Source organism: Yeosuana aromativorans (assembly GCF_014646655.1).
GTDB classification, from domain to species: Bacteria; Bacteroidota; Bacteroidia; order Flavobacteriales; family Flavobacteriaceae; genus Yeosuana; species Yeosuana aromativorans.
In genome coordinates, this window is record NZ_BMNR01000001.1 from 372,113 (window position 1) to 391,631 (window position 19,519).

At 36.8% G+C, this 19,519-nt stretch carries 13 protein-coding genes; 5 read left to right on the forward strand and 8 right to left on the reverse strand.

What is annotated here, in order from left to right; all coding sequences use genetic code 11:
- Positions 1-35 precede the first annotated feature (35 nt).
- Entirely contained in the window at positions 36-1,241 is a 1,206-nt protein-coding gene (locus IEW94_RS01485) for a 3-deoxy-D-manno-octulosonic acid transferase (protein WP_188649494.1), read from the forward strand.
- Between the two features lie 64 nt (positions 1,242-1,305).
- On the forward strand, positions 1,306-2,304 hold the full coding sequence (locus tag IEW94_RS01490) for a GntR family transcriptional regulator (RefSeq protein WP_188649495.1): 999 nt from the start codon (positions 1,306-1,308) through the stop codon (positions 2,302-2,304).
- Positions 2,305-2,384: 80 nt separating this feature from the next.
- On the opposite strand, the gene IEW94_RS01495 is transcribed toward IEW94_RS01490, so the two are convergent.
- Positions 2,385-4,037, reverse strand: a complete 1,653-nt coding sequence (locus IEW94_RS01495) for a sodium/sugar symporter (protein ID WP_188649496.1) — start codon at positions 4,035-4,037, stop codon at positions 2,385-2,387.
- A gap of 222 nt (positions 4,038-4,259) precedes the next feature.
- Here IEW94_RS01495 and IEW94_RS01500 point away from each other — a divergent pair, with 222 nt between their 5' ends.
- Genes IEW94_RS01500 through IEW94_RS01510 form a run of 3 tightly spaced genes read left to right on the forward strand, consistent with a single transcriptional unit; the run spans position 4,260 to position 7,369 of the window.
- Positions 4,260-5,156, forward strand: a complete 897-nt coding sequence (locus IEW94_RS01500) for an aldose 1-epimerase (RefSeq protein WP_188649497.1) — start codon at positions 4,260-4,262, stop codon at positions 5,154-5,156.
- Between the two features lie 21 nt (positions 5,157-5,177).
- A complete protein-coding gene (galK, locus tag IEW94_RS01505; RefSeq protein ID WP_188649498.1) occupies positions 5,178-6,326 on the forward strand; it encodes a galactokinase in 1,149 nt (382 codons plus the stop codon).
- Positions 6,327-6,349: 23 nt separating this feature from the next.
- Complete coding sequence (locus IEW94_RS01510; RefSeq protein ID WP_188649499.1) at positions 6,350-7,369, forward strand: UDP-glucose--hexose-1-phosphate uridylyltransferase; 1,020 nt, start codon at positions 6,350-6,352, stop codon at positions 7,367-7,369.
- A 29-nt stretch (positions 7,370-7,398) separates the two neighbouring features.
- Here IEW94_RS01510 and IEW94_RS01515 read toward each other — a convergent pair whose 3' ends face one another.
- From IEW94_RS01515 to IEW94_RS01545, 7 genes are read right to left on the reverse strand one after another with little or no spacing between them, the layout of a single operon-like run.
- The gene (locus tag IEW94_RS01515; RefSeq protein WP_188649500.1) at positions 7,399-8,526 is read right to left on the reverse strand and encodes a glycoside hydrolase family 43 protein; all 1,128 of its coding nucleotides are present in this window, start codon (positions 8,524-8,526) and stop codon (positions 7,399-7,401) included.
- Positions 8,527-8,543: 17 nt separating this feature from the next.
- A complete protein-coding gene (gene lacZ / locus IEW94_RS01520; RefSeq protein ID WP_188649501.1) occupies positions 8,544-11,726 on the reverse strand; it encodes a beta-galactosidase, LacZ type in 3,183 nt (1,060 codons plus the stop codon).
- Positions 11,727-11,769: 43 nt separating this feature from the next.
- Positions 11,770-14,241, reverse strand: coding sequence for a beta-galactosidase GalB (galB, locus tag IEW94_RS01525; protein ID WP_188649502.1), 2,472 nt, complete (start codon positions 14,239-14,241; stop codon positions 11,770-11,772).
- 11 nt (positions 14,242-14,252) lie between these two features.
- Entirely contained in the window at positions 14,253-15,848 is a 1,596-nt protein-coding gene (locus tag IEW94_RS01530; RefSeq protein ID WP_188649503.1) for a sulfatase, read from the reverse strand.
- 6 nt (positions 15,849-15,854) lie between these two features.
- Positions 15,855-17,282, reverse strand: a complete 1,428-nt coding sequence (locus tag IEW94_RS01535) for an arylsulfatase (RefSeq protein ID WP_188649504.1) — start codon at positions 17,280-17,282, stop codon at positions 15,855-15,857.
- Complete coding sequence (locus IEW94_RS01540; RefSeq protein ID WP_188649505.1) at positions 17,279-17,938, reverse strand: SGNH/GDSL hydrolase family protein; 660 nt, start codon at positions 17,936-17,938, stop codon at positions 17,279-17,281. Before IEW94_RS01540 ends, IEW94_RS01535 begins: the two co-directional genes overlap by 4 nt.
- Before the next feature lie 14 nt (positions 17,939-17,952).
- Positions 17,953-19,509 (reverse strand): sulfatase family protein, encoded by a 1,557-nt coding sequence (locus IEW94_RS01545; protein ID WP_188649506.1) that lies wholly within the window; start codon positions 19,507-19,509, stop codon positions 17,953-17,955.
- Positions 19,510-19,519: the final 10 nt, after the last annotated feature.

Consider the following 19,519-nt stretch of genomic DNA (forward strand, 5'->3'; position numbering starts at 1 on the left):
CTTTGAATCTTATCTACAACATAACCATTAATCTGATGCAATTTGTATTGAATTGCATAGCGCCTTTAAACCATAAAATTAAACTAGGCGTAAAAGGCAGATCAGAGACTTTTGACATATTGAAAAACAACTTGTCGACACAAGACAAAACGCTGTGGTTTCATTGTGCTTCTTTGGGTGAATATGAGCAAGGTCTTCCCGTGTTTAAAGAACTAAAAAAGAAATACACAAATCATAAAGTGGTATTGACCTTTTTTTCGCCTTCAGGTTATGAAATCAGGAAAAATTCACCCATTGCTGATGTCGTGGCTTATTTACCAATGGACACTAAAAAGAATGCCAAGCGCTTTTTAAATTTGGTCCATCCAGAATTGACCGTTTTTGTAAAATATGATATTTGGCCCAATTATTTAAATGAATTAAACAAACGCCAATTAAGAGCCCTATTGATTTCGGCTTCCTTTAGGCCCTACCAACCTTATTTTAAATGGCATGGTTTGCTATTAAGAAAAGCACTGTTTGCTTTTGAACATATTTTTACACAAAATGACAGTTCAAAAACATTACTTGAATCCATCAATTACCTGAATGCAACCATTTCTGGAGACACCCGATTTGATAGGGTTTCAGATCAATTAAACCAAAACAACTCTCTTGATTTTATAGAAAACTTTAAACAAAACAAATTATGTGTGGTAGCCGGAAGCACGTGGCCTGAAGATGAAGCGCTCTTTATCAACTTTATAAATTCTGAAGCATCAAAGGGCACAAAATTTATCATTGCACCACATAATATTAAAACTTCCCAAATAGCGAGTCTTCAAGAAAAATTAACAGCAGACACTGTTTTGTATTCCCAAAAAGAAGGTCATGATTGCTCCAAAGCCCAAGTGTTTATTATTGATACCATTGGATTGCTTTCAAAAATCTATAGCTATGCTGATATTGCTTATGTTGGTGGAGCCATGGGACAAACAGGGCTACATAACACCTTGGAACCTGCTGTTTTTGGAGTTCCTATCATTATTGGAAGCCACCATTCAAAATTTCCTGAAGCTAAAGCCATGATTGATAATTCTGGGATGTTCTCCATTTCAAACCAACAAGAATTCAACAGTATTTTAAATGATTTGATTACCAACAAACAAAAAAGGAAAACATCAGGTAATCATAATTCGGAGTATATTTTGAAAAATAAAGGCGCCGTGGAGCATGTTTTAAATTATTTGCATCTTCAATAGGAGGATAGGTTATTAACTCAAACCGGTACCTACTGGTATTTGATTATTTCATATATTTGGTTTTATGAGTGACTTTTCCATAAAAAACAAATCGGGCACACCAAAATACAAGCAAATCATTGCTGCCATAGAAAATGCCATAACAAGTGGTCGTTTGAAAAAGGGAGATCCATTGCCATCAATCAACAGCATAAAAGATTCAAATTCCATTTCAAGAGATACTGTTTTAACAGCATTTAATGAATTAAAAACAAGAGGAATTGTTCAATCAGTCCCAGGTAAGGGCTACTATGTTGCAAGTGAAAGTGTTAATGTTGCCCAAAAGGTCTTTTTGCTGTTTGATGAACTCAATGGATTTAAAGAAGATTTATATAATTCCTTTTTAAACAATATTGGTGATAACGTTCAGGTTGATATCTTCTTCCATCATTTTAATCATGATTTATTCAGTAAGTTAATCTACGATAATATTGGCAACTACAACTATTATGTCATCATGCCAGCCAATCTAAAAAACACCAATCAGGTCATAGAAAAGTTGCCAGCTGACAAAGTCTATATTTTGGATCAAATGCATGAAGATTTATGGTCGTATTCCGCAATCTATCAAAATTTTCAAACCGATATTTATAATAATCTTACTAAAGGGCTGTCGCTTATCAATAAATATAAAAAGCTGATTTTGCTTTTTATATCAGACAAACAGCCGCAAGGTATGCTTAATGGTTTCAAACAATTTTGTAAACATTACAAAATCAAGCATGGAATCATTGATTCTTTAAAAGACCAGGTTGTGACTCCTGGGGATGTTTATGTAATTCCAGATGATAGAAACTTAATTAGAATCATAAAAAAAATAAAAGAACAGCAACTTATCCTTGGAAAAGACATTGGCATCATATCCTACAATGACACCATGCTCAAGGAAATTGTAGAAGGCGGTATTACGACCATTTCAACAGATTTTAATAAAATGGGGGCTCGTTTGGCACACATGATTACCAACAAAGAGCAATTACAAATTGAGAATGACAATGATTTGATTTTAAGAAAATCACTGTAAAATTTAAAGTCAATAACACCATAAAAAAAACGACCCTTGAAATAAATATTTCAAGGGTCGTTTTTTAAACTAAATTAGTATTAATTCCAAAAAATACTGTAAAGTGCCGTCAATATAATCATGACTGCAAAAGCACCTATATTAAATAATGGACTTGTCTTAAACATTTGTTTTGTTATTGGTATACCTTTTTCATCATCAGCTCCTCTATGTTGAGCATAGCTAACAAGAGCAATAACAACCATCGTCAATAAGGCCGTGTAACCCATTTGGTCCATAAACGGAACGTTCACAAACAATGGTGATGTAGACCAACCGTTTGGTGCCACCTTAAAGTACATGGCTATTGGAATAGATGTCAAAGCTCCAACAATAGCGCCTTTATTTGTGGTCTTTTTCCAGAACAGACCCAATAAGAAGACGGCCAAAATACCAGGGCTTACCATACCCGTATATTCTTGTATAAATTGAAAAGCTTGATCAAGATTTCCTAGTAACGGTGCTATAACACAAGCTATTATAAGAGCTACAGCTGCAGAAATTCTTCCCACATTAACCGTTGTCTTATCACCTGCATTTTTATTAATATACTGTTTGTAAATATCCATGGTAAAAATAGTGGATGTTGAATTAAGCATAGACGCCAAAGACGACACAATGGCCGCAGCCAATGCTGCAAATGCAACACCTTTCAAGCCTGTTGGCAAAAACTGCAACAACCAAGGATAAGCTTTATCGGCCTGTTCTAATGATGGCAAGTTATGTAAGCCTTCCAGACCAAGTCTGGCCATAATTTCAGGATCGTTGACCATAACATAGGCTGCTATTCCAGGAATCACAACTAATAAAGGTATTATCAATTTTAAGAAAGCCGCTAACAAAATTCCTTTTTGGGATTCCCGCAATGATTTGGCTGCCAATGTTCTTTGAATGATATATTGGTTGAATCCCCAATAATATAAATTAGCTACCCACATACCTCCAACTAAAACACCTATTCCTGGGAGGTTATTATATTCAGGATTTGATTTATCCAATATCATGGCAAATCTATCGGGAACCGCTTCATAAATTTTGTGCAGTCCAGCAAACACTCCTGTACCGTCAGATACCATATTTAGTGCCAAATAGGTTGTGACCAATCCTCCTAGCACTAAAAACACAACTTGAATAACATCAGTCCAAGCCACTGCCGATAGACCTCCATATAATGAATAAGCAGCAGAAAATAACGCCAAACCTATAACACCATAAATTAGGGGAATTCCCATAATAGTCTCTAAGGCCAAAGAACCCAAATATAGTACTGTTGTCAAATTAACAAAAACGTATAGCGCAATCCAAAATACGGCAAGAATGGTCTTTAAATTGGTTGAGTAACGCTTTTCAACAAACTCCGGTATGGTGTACAATCCCTTCTCTATAAAAATGGGCAAAAAGTATTTTCCAACAATAATTAATGTAAGTGCCGCCATCCATTCATACGATGCGATTGCCAATCCTGACGCAAATCCAGAACCAGACATCCCTATGAACTGTTCAGCAGAAATGTTTGCGGCAATTAATGATGTACCAATAGCCCACCACGGCAAGGACTTGCTCGCCAAAAAATAATCCTCTGCGTTCTTTTGATGCCCTTTCTTGTCTCTAGAAACCCAAAGACCCACACCTAATATCAAGACGGCATACGCAACAAATACAGCGTAGTCCCAAAATTCAAAACCTGATTTCATATTGCTTATTGTTTAGTTTGTTAGTAGAAATTTATGTTTTAAAGTCGAAATATATGACTTTCTTAACAATTATTCGTTAAAAGTTATTAACAACTAGTAGCTACTAGTCTGATTTTTTACTATTTTTGATACAATTAAAACAATTATCAATGCTATTTAGACGATTTTTAAACCTAATTAATCGCCTGTTCATTGAGTTATTAAAGCCAAAAAGACACAACATTGTATAAAATCAATCAAACACAGGGTTTAGACAAAAGCAGTCATTATTTAGAGATTGAGAACTCTAAACATAATAGTTATGCCAAAATCCATCTAAACTTAGGAGCCAGTTTACAAGAGCTTATTCTTGATGGACACCATATCATTAAAGACTTAAGCCCTTTGACCTATAACAATACTTATGCCTCATCCATTTTGTTTCCGTTTGCAAACAGGATAAAAGATGGGCTTTACACTTTTAATGGAAAGCCTTACCAATTAGAAATCAATCAAAAAGAGGAAAACAATGCATTGCATGGACTGGTTTACAATAAGACTTTTAAGCTTGTTGAACAAAAAACCACAGAAGAAAATGCTATTGTTAAACTTTTGTACAATGAAACCAAACATTCAGTTGGGTTTCCATATACCTATTCCATTCAATTAATCTATACATTGACAAAAAACACCATAGACTTAAATGTCTCCATAGAAAATACAGGTACAGATGGCTTTCCATTTACCATCGGATGGCATCCGTATTTTTTAAGCCATAATTTAAACAATAGCTATTTAAAATTTGATAGTAACGACACACTGGTTTTTGATGACAGAAACATCACAGTCGATAAAAAGCCATTTAACATAGATGGTGAATTTAGACTTAAAAACAAAAATCTTGATGATTGCTTTCTACTAAACTCAAATGAAATACGCTTTTTCACTCCCAAATACAGCTTTGTGATGACCTCATCAGAAACCGATAATTTTTTACAATTATACACACCACCTCATCCCAATACCATTGCCATTGAACCTACAACAGGTGTGTCTGACAGTTTTAATAACGGCATCGGACTAAAAACTTTGGATCCACAAACGTTCTATGAAATCAATTGGAACATCACTATAAATTAAAAATGAAACAACAAACTAATCATGAATACACAGCTAATAAACAAAGTCTCCAAAGCTTTCTCTACCGAATTCAATGCGGAACCGCTACTTATTTTTTCACCTGGCAGAATTAATATAATTGGTGAACATACCGATTATAATGATGGATTCGTTTTTCCAGCAGCAGTAAACAAAGGCATTGTAGCAGCTATTCAAAAAAGTGATTCCAACACTTCCGTGGCTTATGCCGTGGATAAAGATGAACGCATAGCGTTTTCACTGGACACACTGAAACCATCAGCAGAAGGCCGTTGGGAAAATTATGTGCTTGGAGTTGTGGCAGAAATACAGAATAGGAGCAAAACCATTGGCAATTTTAATATTGCTTTTGGCGGTGATATTCCCGGTGGCGCCGGCATGTCATCATCTGCAGCACTTGAGAACAGTGTGGTTTATGGTTTGAATGAACTTTTTAATTTAGGCTTGTCCAAACATGACATGATTTTAATATCACAAAAGGCAGAGCACAATTATGTGGGCGTTAAATGTGGCATCATGGATCAATATGCCAGTATGTTTGGAATAGAAAACAATGCCTTACTGCTTGATTGCAGAACCGTGACTTCAAAACCGTATGAGATCAATTTTGAAGGCCATCAGTTAATCCTTATCAATACCAATGTAAAACATAGTTTGTCTGATAGTGCATATAATGACCGGCGTTCTGTTTGCGAATCGATTTCAGAAATGCTCAAGGTCAAAGCATTGCGTGATACCACAGAATATGATCTGGAATCCATTAAAGATAAAGTTACTCCAGAGAATTATCAGAAAGCCTTATATGTCATCCAAGAAAACAATAGGGCCATACAAGCCTCTAAAGCTATTGAAAAAGGCGATTTAAAAACACTAGGAGAACTTATCTATGCATCACATTATGGCCTTCAAAACCAATATAAAGTGAGTTGTGAGGAATTGGATTTTCTTGTAGAGCAAGCAAAATTAAATGGCCATGTTTTAGGAGCAAGAATGATGGGTGGTGGCTTTGGTGGCTGCACCATAAACTTGATTGCCAAATCTGAAACGGACTCATTTAAATCTTTTATAACAGAAGCCTATAAAAATAGATTTAACAAAGACTGTTCGATATACACTGTTGAGCTTTCAAACGGCACTGGAATCATAGAATAACAAAACAAATAAACTGAATACTAATGAATACCGATTTACAAGACTATTCGCATAAACGCCTCAATATACTAACTGGAGAATGGGTTTTAGTATCGCCCCATCGTGCTAAAAGACCATGGCAAGGACAAAATGAATCCATTTCAACCAATGTCAGGCCAGCCTACGATGAAACCTGTTATTTATGTGCTGGAAACACTAGGGTAAACGGGGAGAAAAACCCTAAATACCAAGATGTATTTGTGTTTACAAATGACTTTGCCGCACTTCAAACCGATTCAAAATCATTTAAAATTGAAGACGATTTATTGGTGGCCCATAGCGAGCAAGGTATCTGCAAAGTGATTTGTTTTAGCCCGGACCACTCTAAAAGTTTAGCTGAAATGGCCGTTAACGATATTCAAAAAGTCGTGCTAGCTTGGCAAGAAGAATATACCACGCTTGGAGAAAACCCTAATATCAATTATGTTCAGATTTTTGAAAACAAAGGTGCTGTGATGGGTTGCAGCAATCCACATCCTCATGGTCAGATTTGGAGCCAATCCACATTACCCAACGAGGTTTACAAAAAAGATGTTCACCAATACGAGTACTTTTCAAAAAACAAGAGCAGTCTTTTGGGCAATTACCTTAAACAAGAATTAGATAAACAAGAACGTATTATTTTTGAAAATGATGCCTTTGTTGTCCTTGTGCCTTTTTGGGCTGTTTGGCCTTTTGAAGCCATGATTGTTCCAAAAAAACATCAAAAGAACATCAACGAAATGTCAGATATTGAGACTCTGTTGTTTGCTGAGGCCATATCGGTACTTACCAAAGCGTATGACAAACTGTTTAATTGTTCATTCCCTTATTCCAGCGGCATTCACCAAGCACCTACAAATGAAAAAGACAATGACCATTGGCATTGGCACATGAGTTTTTACCCACCGCTATTGAGAAGCGCAACCGTGAAAAAATTTATGGTGGGTTATGAAATGTTTGGTTCTCCGCAACGCGATATAACAGCCGAAATAGCAACACAACGTTTGAAGGAACTTTTATGACAAGAAAACATTTCTGTTCTTGAAAAAAACTAGTTTTTAAATACTGACAAGCCCCAACTGCTCACCCATTTTAAAACAGGTATATTGTTTTCAAATTGAATGGGTAACCAGATATAACGTCCATCAATTGCATTTTCAGGACGCCAACGGTCTGCTATAAAAATAAAACTGTTGTTACGGCCTTCAACAGGAAGCACATAGGTGCTTTGCGACCAAAAAGTCACTGCTTTTTCTTCATCGGTTCCTATACATGGATTACCTAATGATTTCCAGTTGCCCAGCATGCTGTCAGAAACTGATAATTTTGCCGGGTTTGGCTTCCATCCAGTGAGTCCTGAGGTAAACATGTAATACTTATCATCCTTTTTAAATACGGCAGGTGCTTCATTTCGGCCTCCCGGAAACGCTCTTATATAGTCATCTGTTACGGAAAGATAGTCATCGGATAATTTTGAAATCAGTAATGTTTGATTTTCTTCTGAAGCGGTAATATGATAGGCTGTACCATCTTCATCAACAAACAGTGTCATGTCCCTAGACATTTGACCTGTTTCAAAATCACGCTTAAAATAAGCGCCATCTATCACTTTTTGTTTTTTGTTGGGATCAGAATCGTTTTCTATTATTTCTGCCTTATCAAATTGTTGCTTTGTAAAGTTGAGTGGTAGTATCCCTCCATGAAGTCTAAAACTATCCTGATAGATATATGGCCCTGTTACATTATCGGAAACAGCAACACCAGTTAACGCAGCGCTATAGCCTTGATCTTTCAGCTCATGGTGAAACCACATCACAAATTTTTTGATCTTTTTATTATATATGACTTTTGGACGTTCTAAAATGCAACCTTTTATTAACTTACTTTTTGGGTCATTTGACATGCTCAGGGCAATACCCTCGTCCTTCCAATTATATAAATCTTTTGAACTGTATGCATGAACACCAACCATAGCCTTATTTCCAAGCTTACCTGATATTTTATGTTCTCCAAACCAATAATACGTTCCATCATGAAACAAAAAACCACCACCATGCGCATTGATATGGACTCCATTGTTATCAAGCCATAATTGTCCTGGTTCAAATTTGGTATAATTAGTTTGAGCCATTATAAAAACGCTGCAAAAACAGAAAAATGCTTGTGGTAGATGTTTCATTAATTGTCTTTTGGAAATCATTTAATTGGGATGATTTTATATGTGTATTTTAAATTTGCTGGATGAATTCTATACTTTTCATGAGCCCATGCACTTGGACTCCAACTGTTATCACCTCCAACGCCCGTTTGGCCATAATCAATATTAATGTTCACCAAATCACGTTGTTTAATATCTGTGGTATGTCGTTGCTTTTTGGTCATGCCTGCATCAAAATCATCGTTATATTGATGATGGGCACTAAAACTTAATAATTGCGGCCCTTCTATTTTAATGCCTTTTCCTTCATTATTTGTAAAAGTAATCCAACGCACATCGGTTTTGTAACCGTTTTCCTGTGGGCGAATGTACGGAACGTATAAATCTTCAACTTTTGCCTTGTATAATCCAACCAAAGCAGCCGTTTTTCTGTCACAGTAATTTTCTTGTGGGCCTCTGCCAAACCAATTCACTTGGTCAAATTCATTCTTTATTATAAAATTATTTCCAAATCTTGGCAAGTGCGGTAAATCACTTTTAATATTTTCCAATTGATTGGTTACAGTGATTCCGCCAGACGCATCAATATTGTAGACCATGACGATTTGTCCATTGACTGACGGTAAATCAAAAGTTGTTTCAATATTTACAACATCAGTAACCGAACCTGTATTGCCACTGATTTCATTCCCGCTACTTGTTATTGTAACATTGGTTAGTTTTTGTTCTTGTGTGGCTTCTTTCCATTGTACCAATTTTTTTGGTGAGCCGGCCCCAAAATCATTATCTGTAACGGCACGCCAAAAATTTGGGGTCATGCCTTCAAGTAATATGTTACCATCGCCATAATCAAGGCTTGTCAATGTTCCTTTATTGTTATCAAACTGTAATTTGAAATTGTTGTTGAAAATAGTAGTTATGGAAGCTGTTTTATTAATCGAAATGTCACCATGAATCACTGGTGTTTTTAAAACCGGTTGTCCTTTTGTTAGTTGAAATTGTTCAAAAGCTACTACATGATTTAATGGCATTAAATCGGTTTTGTACTTGTTAAGTGCATAGATGTTTAAATGATATTCAGCATCTTTGTTTTTAAGTTCAGGCAAATCAATCTTGACGGTTTTTGTGCCGTAAGAAGGAATGTCTAAGGTTGGCAAGGAGCCCGATACTACAGCATGACCATTTTCCAATACTTCCCAAGTAAATTCAAATTCGTTTAGATTAGTGAAGTCATAGATGTTTTTAATGGATATGTCGCCTGCTTTTAAATTGGTTGGCATGAATTTGATATACTGATACACTTTTTTCACCTCATTTAGAGCAGGATGAGCTGTTCTATCAGGGTTTACAATACCATTGATACAGAAATTTTTGTCGTTTTGCAGATCAAACCCTCCCAAATCTCCACCATAGGCCCAATAGGATTGTCCAGCTTCATTTGTGGTCAAAATCCCTTGATCTACCCAGTCCCAAATAAAACCACCCTGCATGATATCATAGGCTTCAATAACATCCCAATAGTCCTGAAAATTGCCAGTGCTATTGCCCATGGCATGTGCATACTCACACTGTATTAACGGACGTGTATTATTCTGTTTGGTGTATTCTATCATCTTTTCAATTGGCCAATACATGGGCGGTTGAATATCGGTGTTGCTGTACGATGTTGCACCTTCGTATTGCGTGGGTCGTGTTGTGTCGTGTTGTTTGAGCCAGTCATAAGTTGCAAAGAAATTTGACCCGTTTCCGGCTTCATTACCCAACGACCAAATAACAATACAAGGATGATTTTTATCGCGTTCAAACATGCGAATGGTTCTATCTAAGTGCATGCCTTTCCATTGCGGTAAATAAGCAGGATGAACCGCCTGTTTTGCCAAATCATTGTCCAACCCTTGATTGCTGGCACCCATACCATGGGTTTCAATATTGGCTTCATCTATCACATAAAATCCGTATTGATCACATAATCTGTAGAAGAAAGGATTTTTTGGATAATGGCAACAACGAATAGCGTTAATATTGTTCTGTTTCATGATTTCCAGGTCCTTCTTTGTTAAATCTTCAGAAACCACATGCCCCTCTGTTTCGCTATGATCGTGCAAATTAACGCCCTTTATTAGAACAGGCTTCCCGTTGACCAAAAACTGGCTGTTTTCTATTTTGATATTTCTAAACCCAACTTTTACTGCAGTTGATTCTCCGTTGCAATTAATCAAGAGTTTATATAGTTTGGGTTGCTCGGCATTCCATGACTTTACATGAGGAATGATTCTGCTGAAATCAATATCGTTTTTTCCTGTCTTTAAATTGACTTGTTTAGCTTCAGAATAGACCTCGGTATTGCCATCCATGAGTGAAATCTCAATTGTTTTTTTTGCCTTGGATTTAGAATTGTTTTCTACTTCTAAAGCCATTTTAAAAACCCCATCTTGATAATCGTTTTGTAAATCAGAAGTGACCCTAAAATCCCGAATAGTGACTTTGTTTGTTGCATAGAGGTAAACATCACGCTCAATACCGCTCAACCTCCAAAAATCCTGGTCTTCCATATAACTGGCGTCTGACCAGCGCAACACTTGAACAGATATGGTGTTTTTCCCTTTTTTAAGGTGGTCCGTGATTTTAAATTCAGCTGGTGTTTTGCTGCCCTCATTGTAGCCTACAAAAGCGCCATTGATCCAAACATACATGGCACCACTCACTCCTGCAAAATGCAAATAGATATCTTTGCCGTCCCAATCTTGTGGGATTTCAAAATCTCTTTTATAGCTGCCATTATTGTTTATGTTATGTGGAATGTAAGGTGGATTGGCAGGAAACATGTATTTTATGTTGGTATACACTGGAATCCCAAAACCTTTCATTTCCCAATTAGAAGGCACTTCAATTGTGTTCCAGCCTTTTAAACTAAAATCATCTTTATAAAAATCAACTGGTCTTGCCTGCACACTATCGGCATAATAAAAATGCCAGGTGCCATTTAAGGATTTGTATAATGGTGAGGCTTCCCAACTGTCGTTTTTTAATGCTGATCCTTTATCAGTATATCTATAAAAAGTAGCTGTGGGTTCTTCCCTGTTTATTTGAAATATCTCAGGATTTTCCCATTCTGGATTTTTCCATGTTTCTGCTTTATAAACTGGTTTTTGTGCCTGTGCCTTTTGAGACGAAAAAACTGAAACTAACAACACTGAAACGATTAGGTGTTTTATATTCATACCTGTGATTCTTTTTTAATTCTAAAGTGAATAAGTTTATTGATTATTCAGATTTTACTGTTATTGTTTTTGATTTCAAACCATTTGAAGACGCCTCAATCGTTATGTCTCCCGTTTCTCCTTTTTTGCTTTTTATCACCAACAGACACAACCCATTAAAGGCCTTTCTGTAGTTTGCTTGAAATGGTTCAATGGAAGCGGCATTTCCGTTTCCAACGGCTGCAATAGTGGCAGGTCCTGAAACTTTAAAATTAACCAAATTATCTGCTAAAGGACAAAAAACCGAATTCCCATCTTCAATTTTAACCGTGATAAAGGACAAATCCTCCCCATCGGCATAAATGATGCTCCTATCTGGAATCAATTCAATTTTATTGGGTTCAGAGGCTGTTTTTATAGATTCCCTGGCAACTTCCTTTCCGCTTTTAAAACCAACTGCTATCAATTCGCCTGGTTTATAGTCAACATTCCAACTTAATCTGTAGGGCGAATCAAAATAGTTTGGTCTTCCATTCCAAGCCCCAAAAGAAACGGGAATTTGTGTTTTGTCAACCCCTTTTATCTTTTTTCCTAATGATTTTCCATTTAAAAACAATTCAACTTCATCACAATTGGTGTAGCAATAAACAGGTATTATTTTATTTCCGTAGCCTTCCCAATTCCAGTGCGGCAATATGTGCACCATAGGCTCTGTAGTCCATTGGCTTTGGTAGAGATAAAAACGGTCTTTTGGAAAACCAGCCAAATCCACAGCTCCAAAATAAGAACTTCTTGAAGGCCAGTCCGTGTTCCAATTGCCATGTGTTAAATTGTCCTTACCGCCATACGGGGTTGGCTCGCCCAAATAATCAAATCCTGTCCATACAAACTCGCCCAAAACTCCGGGAATGGAGTCCTGAAAATGAAACTCCACATCGGGTGGATAAGCCCAATTGGGACTATCTATATCATAACTGTTTACTTGCAATGATTTGAGTTTGTCATATTTTTTTACTGGAAGCACATAATACCCTCTTGACGACACACAGGATGCTGTTTCAGACCCATACACAATCCAATTGGGATGCTCTTCCCTGGTTTTTGCATAGAGTGTTGGCTTATAATTGGCTCCAACCAAATCAACCTCATCAGCCAATCCGTTTTTAATGGCTGCGTTTAGATTGTTAAAACCAGCTGTTGTGGGCCTTGAAACATCTTCCTCATGACAGATTCCAACCAAACTTTTGGCGATTTCATAGCCTTTTTTGCTTCCTTGTTCTCTCACTTCATTTCCAATACTCCACATAATAATGGACGGGTGGTTTCTATCACGTCTTAACATATCCCGTAAATCTTTCTCATGCCAGTCTTCCCAGTATTTATGGTAATCATTTTCGGTTTTTCCTTCGTGCCAACAGTCAAAAGCTTCAGCCATTACCAAAAGCCCCATCTTATCGCATAGCTCTAATTGCTCTGGAGATGTTGGATTATGGGACGTTCTAATAGCATTAACACCCATTTTTTTCATGATTTCCAACTGCCGTTGTGTGGCTCTGTAATTAACAGCCGCTCCCAAAGGCCCTAAATCATTATGCAGACAAACGCCTTTTATTTTTTCTTTTCTACCATTTAAAAAGAAGCCATCCCTAGTAAATTCAATGGTTCTGATTCCAAAACTGGTACTGTAATTATCAATTGCTACATCGTCTTTATAAATCGTAGAAACCGCTTTGTACAAGTAGGGCGTCTTAAAATCCCATAACTGGGGTTTTTCTACAATTAAATTCTGTTGGACTAAAGATTCTTGGTCTGAGTTAAATTTAAAATCATTTATTTTTGAAGCCACTTCCTTGCCTTGCTTATCATAAATGATTGTTTGTAACCGATAGTTTCCTTTTTGGTCATTCTGAACATTTTCAATCTTTGTCTCAATGGCTAAATCCGCTTTTTGTTCGGTAATGTTGGGAGTTGTGATTTGAGTTCCCCAATGTCTTATATGAATTGGATTTTTAATTTCCAACCACACATTTCTGTAAATACCGGCACCGGGATACCATCTGGCTGACAATACCTCTGGACTCACTTCAACAGCTATTAAATTGTCTTTTCCAAAATTGATGTAAGGCGTTATGTCAATTTCAAAACCAATAAAACCATATGGTCTGTGATAGACTTTTTGGCCATTTATATAAACAGTTGAATTATTCATAACACCATCAAATTCAAGCGTTACAATACTTCCTTTTTTTGATGCATCCACTACAAAATGTTTACGATACCAAGCGGTTCCAAAAATTGGTAAACCACCAGTCCTAAGATTGTATTCTGGCTTAAAAGGCCCTTCAATGGCCCAATCATGTGGTAGGTTAAGTTGTCTCCAACCGGAATCGTCAAATTCTACTGCAGAAGCTAATGAATCTTTGGTTTTTTTAAACAACCAATTGTCATTGAATGAATCCCGTTCTCTTACTTGTGTCTCTGTGGTTTTGCAAGAAAACAAAAGGATTATCAGTAATAGGCCAAATAATTTATTCATAAGCGTGTTCTCTAATCTTTGGTTAGCTTACTGCCCCACCAATCTTTATTAGGTTTGAAATCTTTTGACAACATCTCCATGCGCTCTTTTTCAAGTTTTGGCCATAGTTTTTCAACAATATTTTTGTCATGTACAGCCCGTTTTTTAGGATCAAACTCTGGATCGGGTTCTGGGTATTTTGCGCCCACTTCTTGAAGCCAGTTTTTTAGATTATCGTATAAACTGGCAGCTATTGTAGGATTTATTTCAGCAACGTTACTTTTTTCGTAAGGATCTGTCTTAAGATTGTACAGTTCATTCGAATCATTTTCATAATAATGAATGAGCTTCCAATCCCCTTTTCTGATGATGGATGCAGGGTCGCCACCTTGGTTTCCGTAATGCGGATAGTGCCAATATAAGGGTCTATCAGAAAGTTGTGCACCATTTTCTATGATAGGCTTTAAACTAACACCGTCTTTATGTTGATTGGGCATTAAGCTGATATTAGCGTAATCTAATATAGTAGGATAAAAATCAGCCCCTGTTACAGGATAATCAAAGGTTTTCTGTTTGGTATGGTTCCAAGGAATATAGATAAAATAAGGCTCTCTTATACCACCTTCCCACTGATATCCTTTGCCGCCTCTATAAGGCAAGTTTGATGTAGAAAAGGAATCACCGGATGCCACACCACCATTATCAGACGTAAAAATCACGATGGTATTTTTGTCCAATCCTTGTTCTTTCAGCGCGTTTAGAACTACGCCTACAGCATCATCCATGGTCTCCACCAAACCACCATAAACAGGATTGTCTTGAACTTGACGTATTGGCAGTTTTCGCTCCATTGCAAAACCACTGTCCGCTATGCCTTGTTTTTCTGCTTTATCACGGTATTTATTCCATTTGGGCTCTGAGGTTTCAATACGGCCATGAACCGCATAAAAAGCCAAGTAAGCAAAAAACGGTGCTTTATTGTCTTGTTTTTTTATGAATGAAGCAGTTTCATTGGCCAAGCGCATAGAGAGATTTTCTCCATCTTGTTTGTTTTCCAATTTTGGATTGTCATAAGGTGAAAAATAACCACCCCGTGGGCCACCTCCTTCATAGCCTCCAATATTGATGTCAAAACCATTGTCTTCTGGATAATCCCCTTTATCACCCAAATGCCATTTACCAGCAAAAAAAGTTCTATAACCATTGGCCTTTAAGGCTTCCGCTAAAGTGGTATCCTGTTTGGGTAAATTATGTAGATATTCCGCAGGCAACATTTTATCCTGCCTGTTCATACTTCTCCAATCAGCACCAGATTTTTCTCCTATCCAATCCGTAATGCCGTGGCGAGCCGTAAACTTACCGGTCATGATACTAGCCCTTGATGGACTGCAAACGCGACTGCAAGCATAACCCTGAGTAAAAATTTTCCCTTCGCTTGCTATACGATCAATATTGGGGGTTTCGTAATAGGAACTACCCGTACAACTTAAATCATTTATACCTAAATCATCAACAAGAATAAACAGAATATTTGGCTTGTCTGGCACTAAAGATGCTTTTTCCTTTGTTTTTTGTTGACATGAGATTAAGAATATGGTCAATACGAAAAAAATGGATTTGTAATACATCTTGTTTTAAAATTTAAAGTCTTTAGATTCAGTTCTTGCGGTCTTTAACAATGCTTCAAGCTCCTTCGCAATATGAGGTTTTTCATTGTACAGATTTTTGGTTTCTTCTGGGTCTGATTTTAAATCAAAAAGCAGATAGTTGCCCCCATCTTTGATATTATTTTCAATAAGCTTCCAGTCGCCCTTTCTAATGGCTTTTCTTCCACCCAACTCATGAAACTCCCAATACAAATAGTCATGTTCTTTTTGTTTTGAAGATTCGTCAACCAATGTTGGCAAAAAAGAAACACCCTCTGTTGTTAACCGTTTATTGCTTTTTACAATATCTGAAAACGTAGGAAGTACGTCCCAAAATGAAGAAATGTGATCAGTGGTTGTTCCTGGTTTAATTTTTCCTTTCCACTTAGCAATCATAGGAACTCTAATACCTCCTTCAAACAAATCTCGCTTATAACCTCTCAATATGCCATTGCTATCAAAATAATCGGGATCGGCTCCACCTTCTTTATGGGGACCATTATCAGACGTAAAAATGATTATGGTATTATCTTCCAAACCTAAATCCTTTATTTTCTTCATAATCTCTCCTACCTGATCATCCAACAAAGTTATCATGGCTGCAAAAGCGGCATGCGGATTGTCTTGTGAGCCATATCGTCCCTTTTTATAGCCTTCACCTTCATCAACACCTTTAAATGGTTTTTCAGGATCAAACTTTCCTAAAAACTTATTCATATATTTATCTGGAGCAAACAACTCAGCATGTGGAATGGTGGTTGGATAATATAAAAAAAACGACTCATTTTTGTGTTTGTCTATGAAAGAGAGCGCTCGTTCATGAATTAAATTAGGAGCATACTGCTCTTTTTTTAAACCTGAATTGCCATTTAAGGTAAAAATTTTGTCGTTGTCCCAAAGATAATACGGGTAATAATGATGTGCCAATTTTTGGTCATGATATCCAAAAAAGGTGTCAAATCCTTGATTTAAAGGATCACCTTCAGAACCTGAAGTTCCCAATCCCCATTTGCCAAAAGCACCCGTTGCATAGCCGTTATCCTTCAACAATTCGGCTACCGTGTAACTATCTTTAGGCAAAGGAAATTGCCCCATTTCGGTTTGTTTGTTACCACGTATTGGAGTATGACCAGTATCCATTCCAGTCATTAAAGATGACCGAGACGGTGCACAAACCGTTGAACCTGCATAATGCTGCGTGAACAACATGCCTTCTTGCGCTAACTTATCAATGTTTGGTGTAGAGAAATGTGTTTGACCATAGCAACTTAAATCGCCATAACCTAAATCATCAGCTAAAATATAGATGATATTAGGTTTACTGTGTTGAATGGCCTTCTTGTTTTTAATACCATGACAGGATGTTGAAAACAATACAATCCAAAAAGAAAAAAAGAAAAAAAATTTGTCGCTCATTCTATTTGTGCTTTAAGAAACCCAACTATTAACTTACCAAGTTTTTTGTAGCCTTCCTCTTTGTAGTGAACGTTATTTGAACCTAAACCATATGTATTATGAATAGGGATAGAAGCATCATATATATCATTTACTATAACAGCGTGTTTTTTCATAACTTGTTTTGCAGCGTTATTGTACTTTTGCACTTCACTTTCATATCTGCCCGGCTCGTTTTTAGGAACATAGGTGGTTGTTACAAAAATTAATTTTGCATGGGTTTTCTGTTTTATCAAGGTTGCAATTGAATCTAGGTTTGAAGCATATTCTTCGACTGTATAAGTAACCTTTCCGTTTATTTTATCTCGATGCCCATATTCCTTTGAATCTGGATGACGATAACATAAATCCCACAATCCCCAATTAAATTGAATAATATCCCAATCTTCATCACCTAACCATTCCTTGATATGTTGCAATCCGTTTCCAGTATGCTGTGCGTTTCCAACATTATGTTCAATGATTGCACTATCAGCTAGAGCTGCTTTTACATAAGGTGTATATCCTATTGAAATAGAATCACCAATAATCAATATTTTAGGTTTTTTATCAACAAACGATATGGTTAGCCAAGTAACTAGAAGCACTAAAGCTAAATAAGTTTTATTTTTTCTCATTTAATTGATTGGTTCTATTTCAACTCCAATTTTTGTGTGTTTTTATAATCTTTACCTCTTATGGCTTCAAAAGCCGTAATCATTTCCTGCAATTTTTCTGGATTGGATTCTGCCAAGTTTTTTTGTTCACCTATATCTTGGTTAAGATTATACAATTGAAATTTCTTTGAATTACCTGTTTCAATATTGACTTCCTTGTTTAAAGGGCTTCCTTTATAAGGTGGAATCAATACCCAATCACCTTGTTTAAAAGCGGTTCGTGAGGTGGCTTCAACAACCAAGTTTTTTCTGCCCTCATTACTTTTGCCCAAGAAAACATCCAGCAAGTCTTGACTGTCTGGAACCGTTTCATCACTACCTACCAAATCTGCTAATGATGAGAATAAATCGATTTGAGATACCAAGGCATTAGAAATCGCGGGCTGGATTTTTCCTTTCCAATAGGTCATAAAGGGCACTCTGGTTCCAGCTTCAAACAAACTGTATTTGCCTCCGCGTAATGGCCCTGCCGGCTTATGGTCTCCTAATTTTTCAACGGCATCGTCATAATAACCGTCATTTAAAACCGGCCCATTGTCACTTGAATATACAATCAATGTATTATCCAATAATCCTTCATCCTCTAAGGTCTTTAAAAACTGACCAACACACCAGTCTGCTTCTAAAATAACATCTCCTCTTGGACCCATTCCAGATTTACCAACAAATTCAGGACTTGGTGTACGCGGAACGTGTGGTTGACGCATGGCATAATACAAAAAGAACGGATGGTCCTTTTCTCGTTTTACAAAGTTCTGTGCTTCAGTTAAAAACGTTTGGGCCATGGTTTCATCTTTCCATTTTGCAGATTCCCCACCTTTCATGAAACCAATTCTAGGAATGCCATTTACTATGGTATTATTATGGCCATGGTGCCATTTCATTCGTATCAACTCTGGATTGTCTAATCCTGTTGGTTGATGATCAAAATTATGGTCATAGTCTACTTCAAGAGGATCATTTGGATCCAGATTTACAACATTCCCATTTTTAATATAAACCGTTGGCACCCTGTCTTGTGTGGCCGCCATGATAAAACTGTAATCAAAACCGACTTCATTAGGCCCTGGGGTAATGCGCTCATTCCAATTAACATGTCCGCTTCCAAGTCCTAAATGCCATTTTCCTACAATTCCTGTATGGTAGCCTTTTGATTTCAACATTTTTGGTATGGTAGCCTGTGTTGTATCAATAAGCAGCGGTGCGGTGCCAGGTAAGATTTTAGCATCTTTGTTTCGCCATGGATATGTTCCAGTTAACAGCGCATATCTGCTGGGCGTACAGGTTGCTGAAGACGCATATCCTCTTGTAAACCTAATGCCACCATTTGCCAACTTATCAATATTAGGTGTTTCCAATCCAATACCACCATAGGCACTGGTATCTCCATACCCTAAATCATCAGCATAGATGAAGATAATATTAGGAAGACGATCTTGCTTTTCAACCTGTGTCACCACCTCTTTTTCTTTGTTTTTACAGGCACTGAAAAGAATGATTAATGCATAGAATATTACTTTTAAATGTTTCATTGATAAAAAT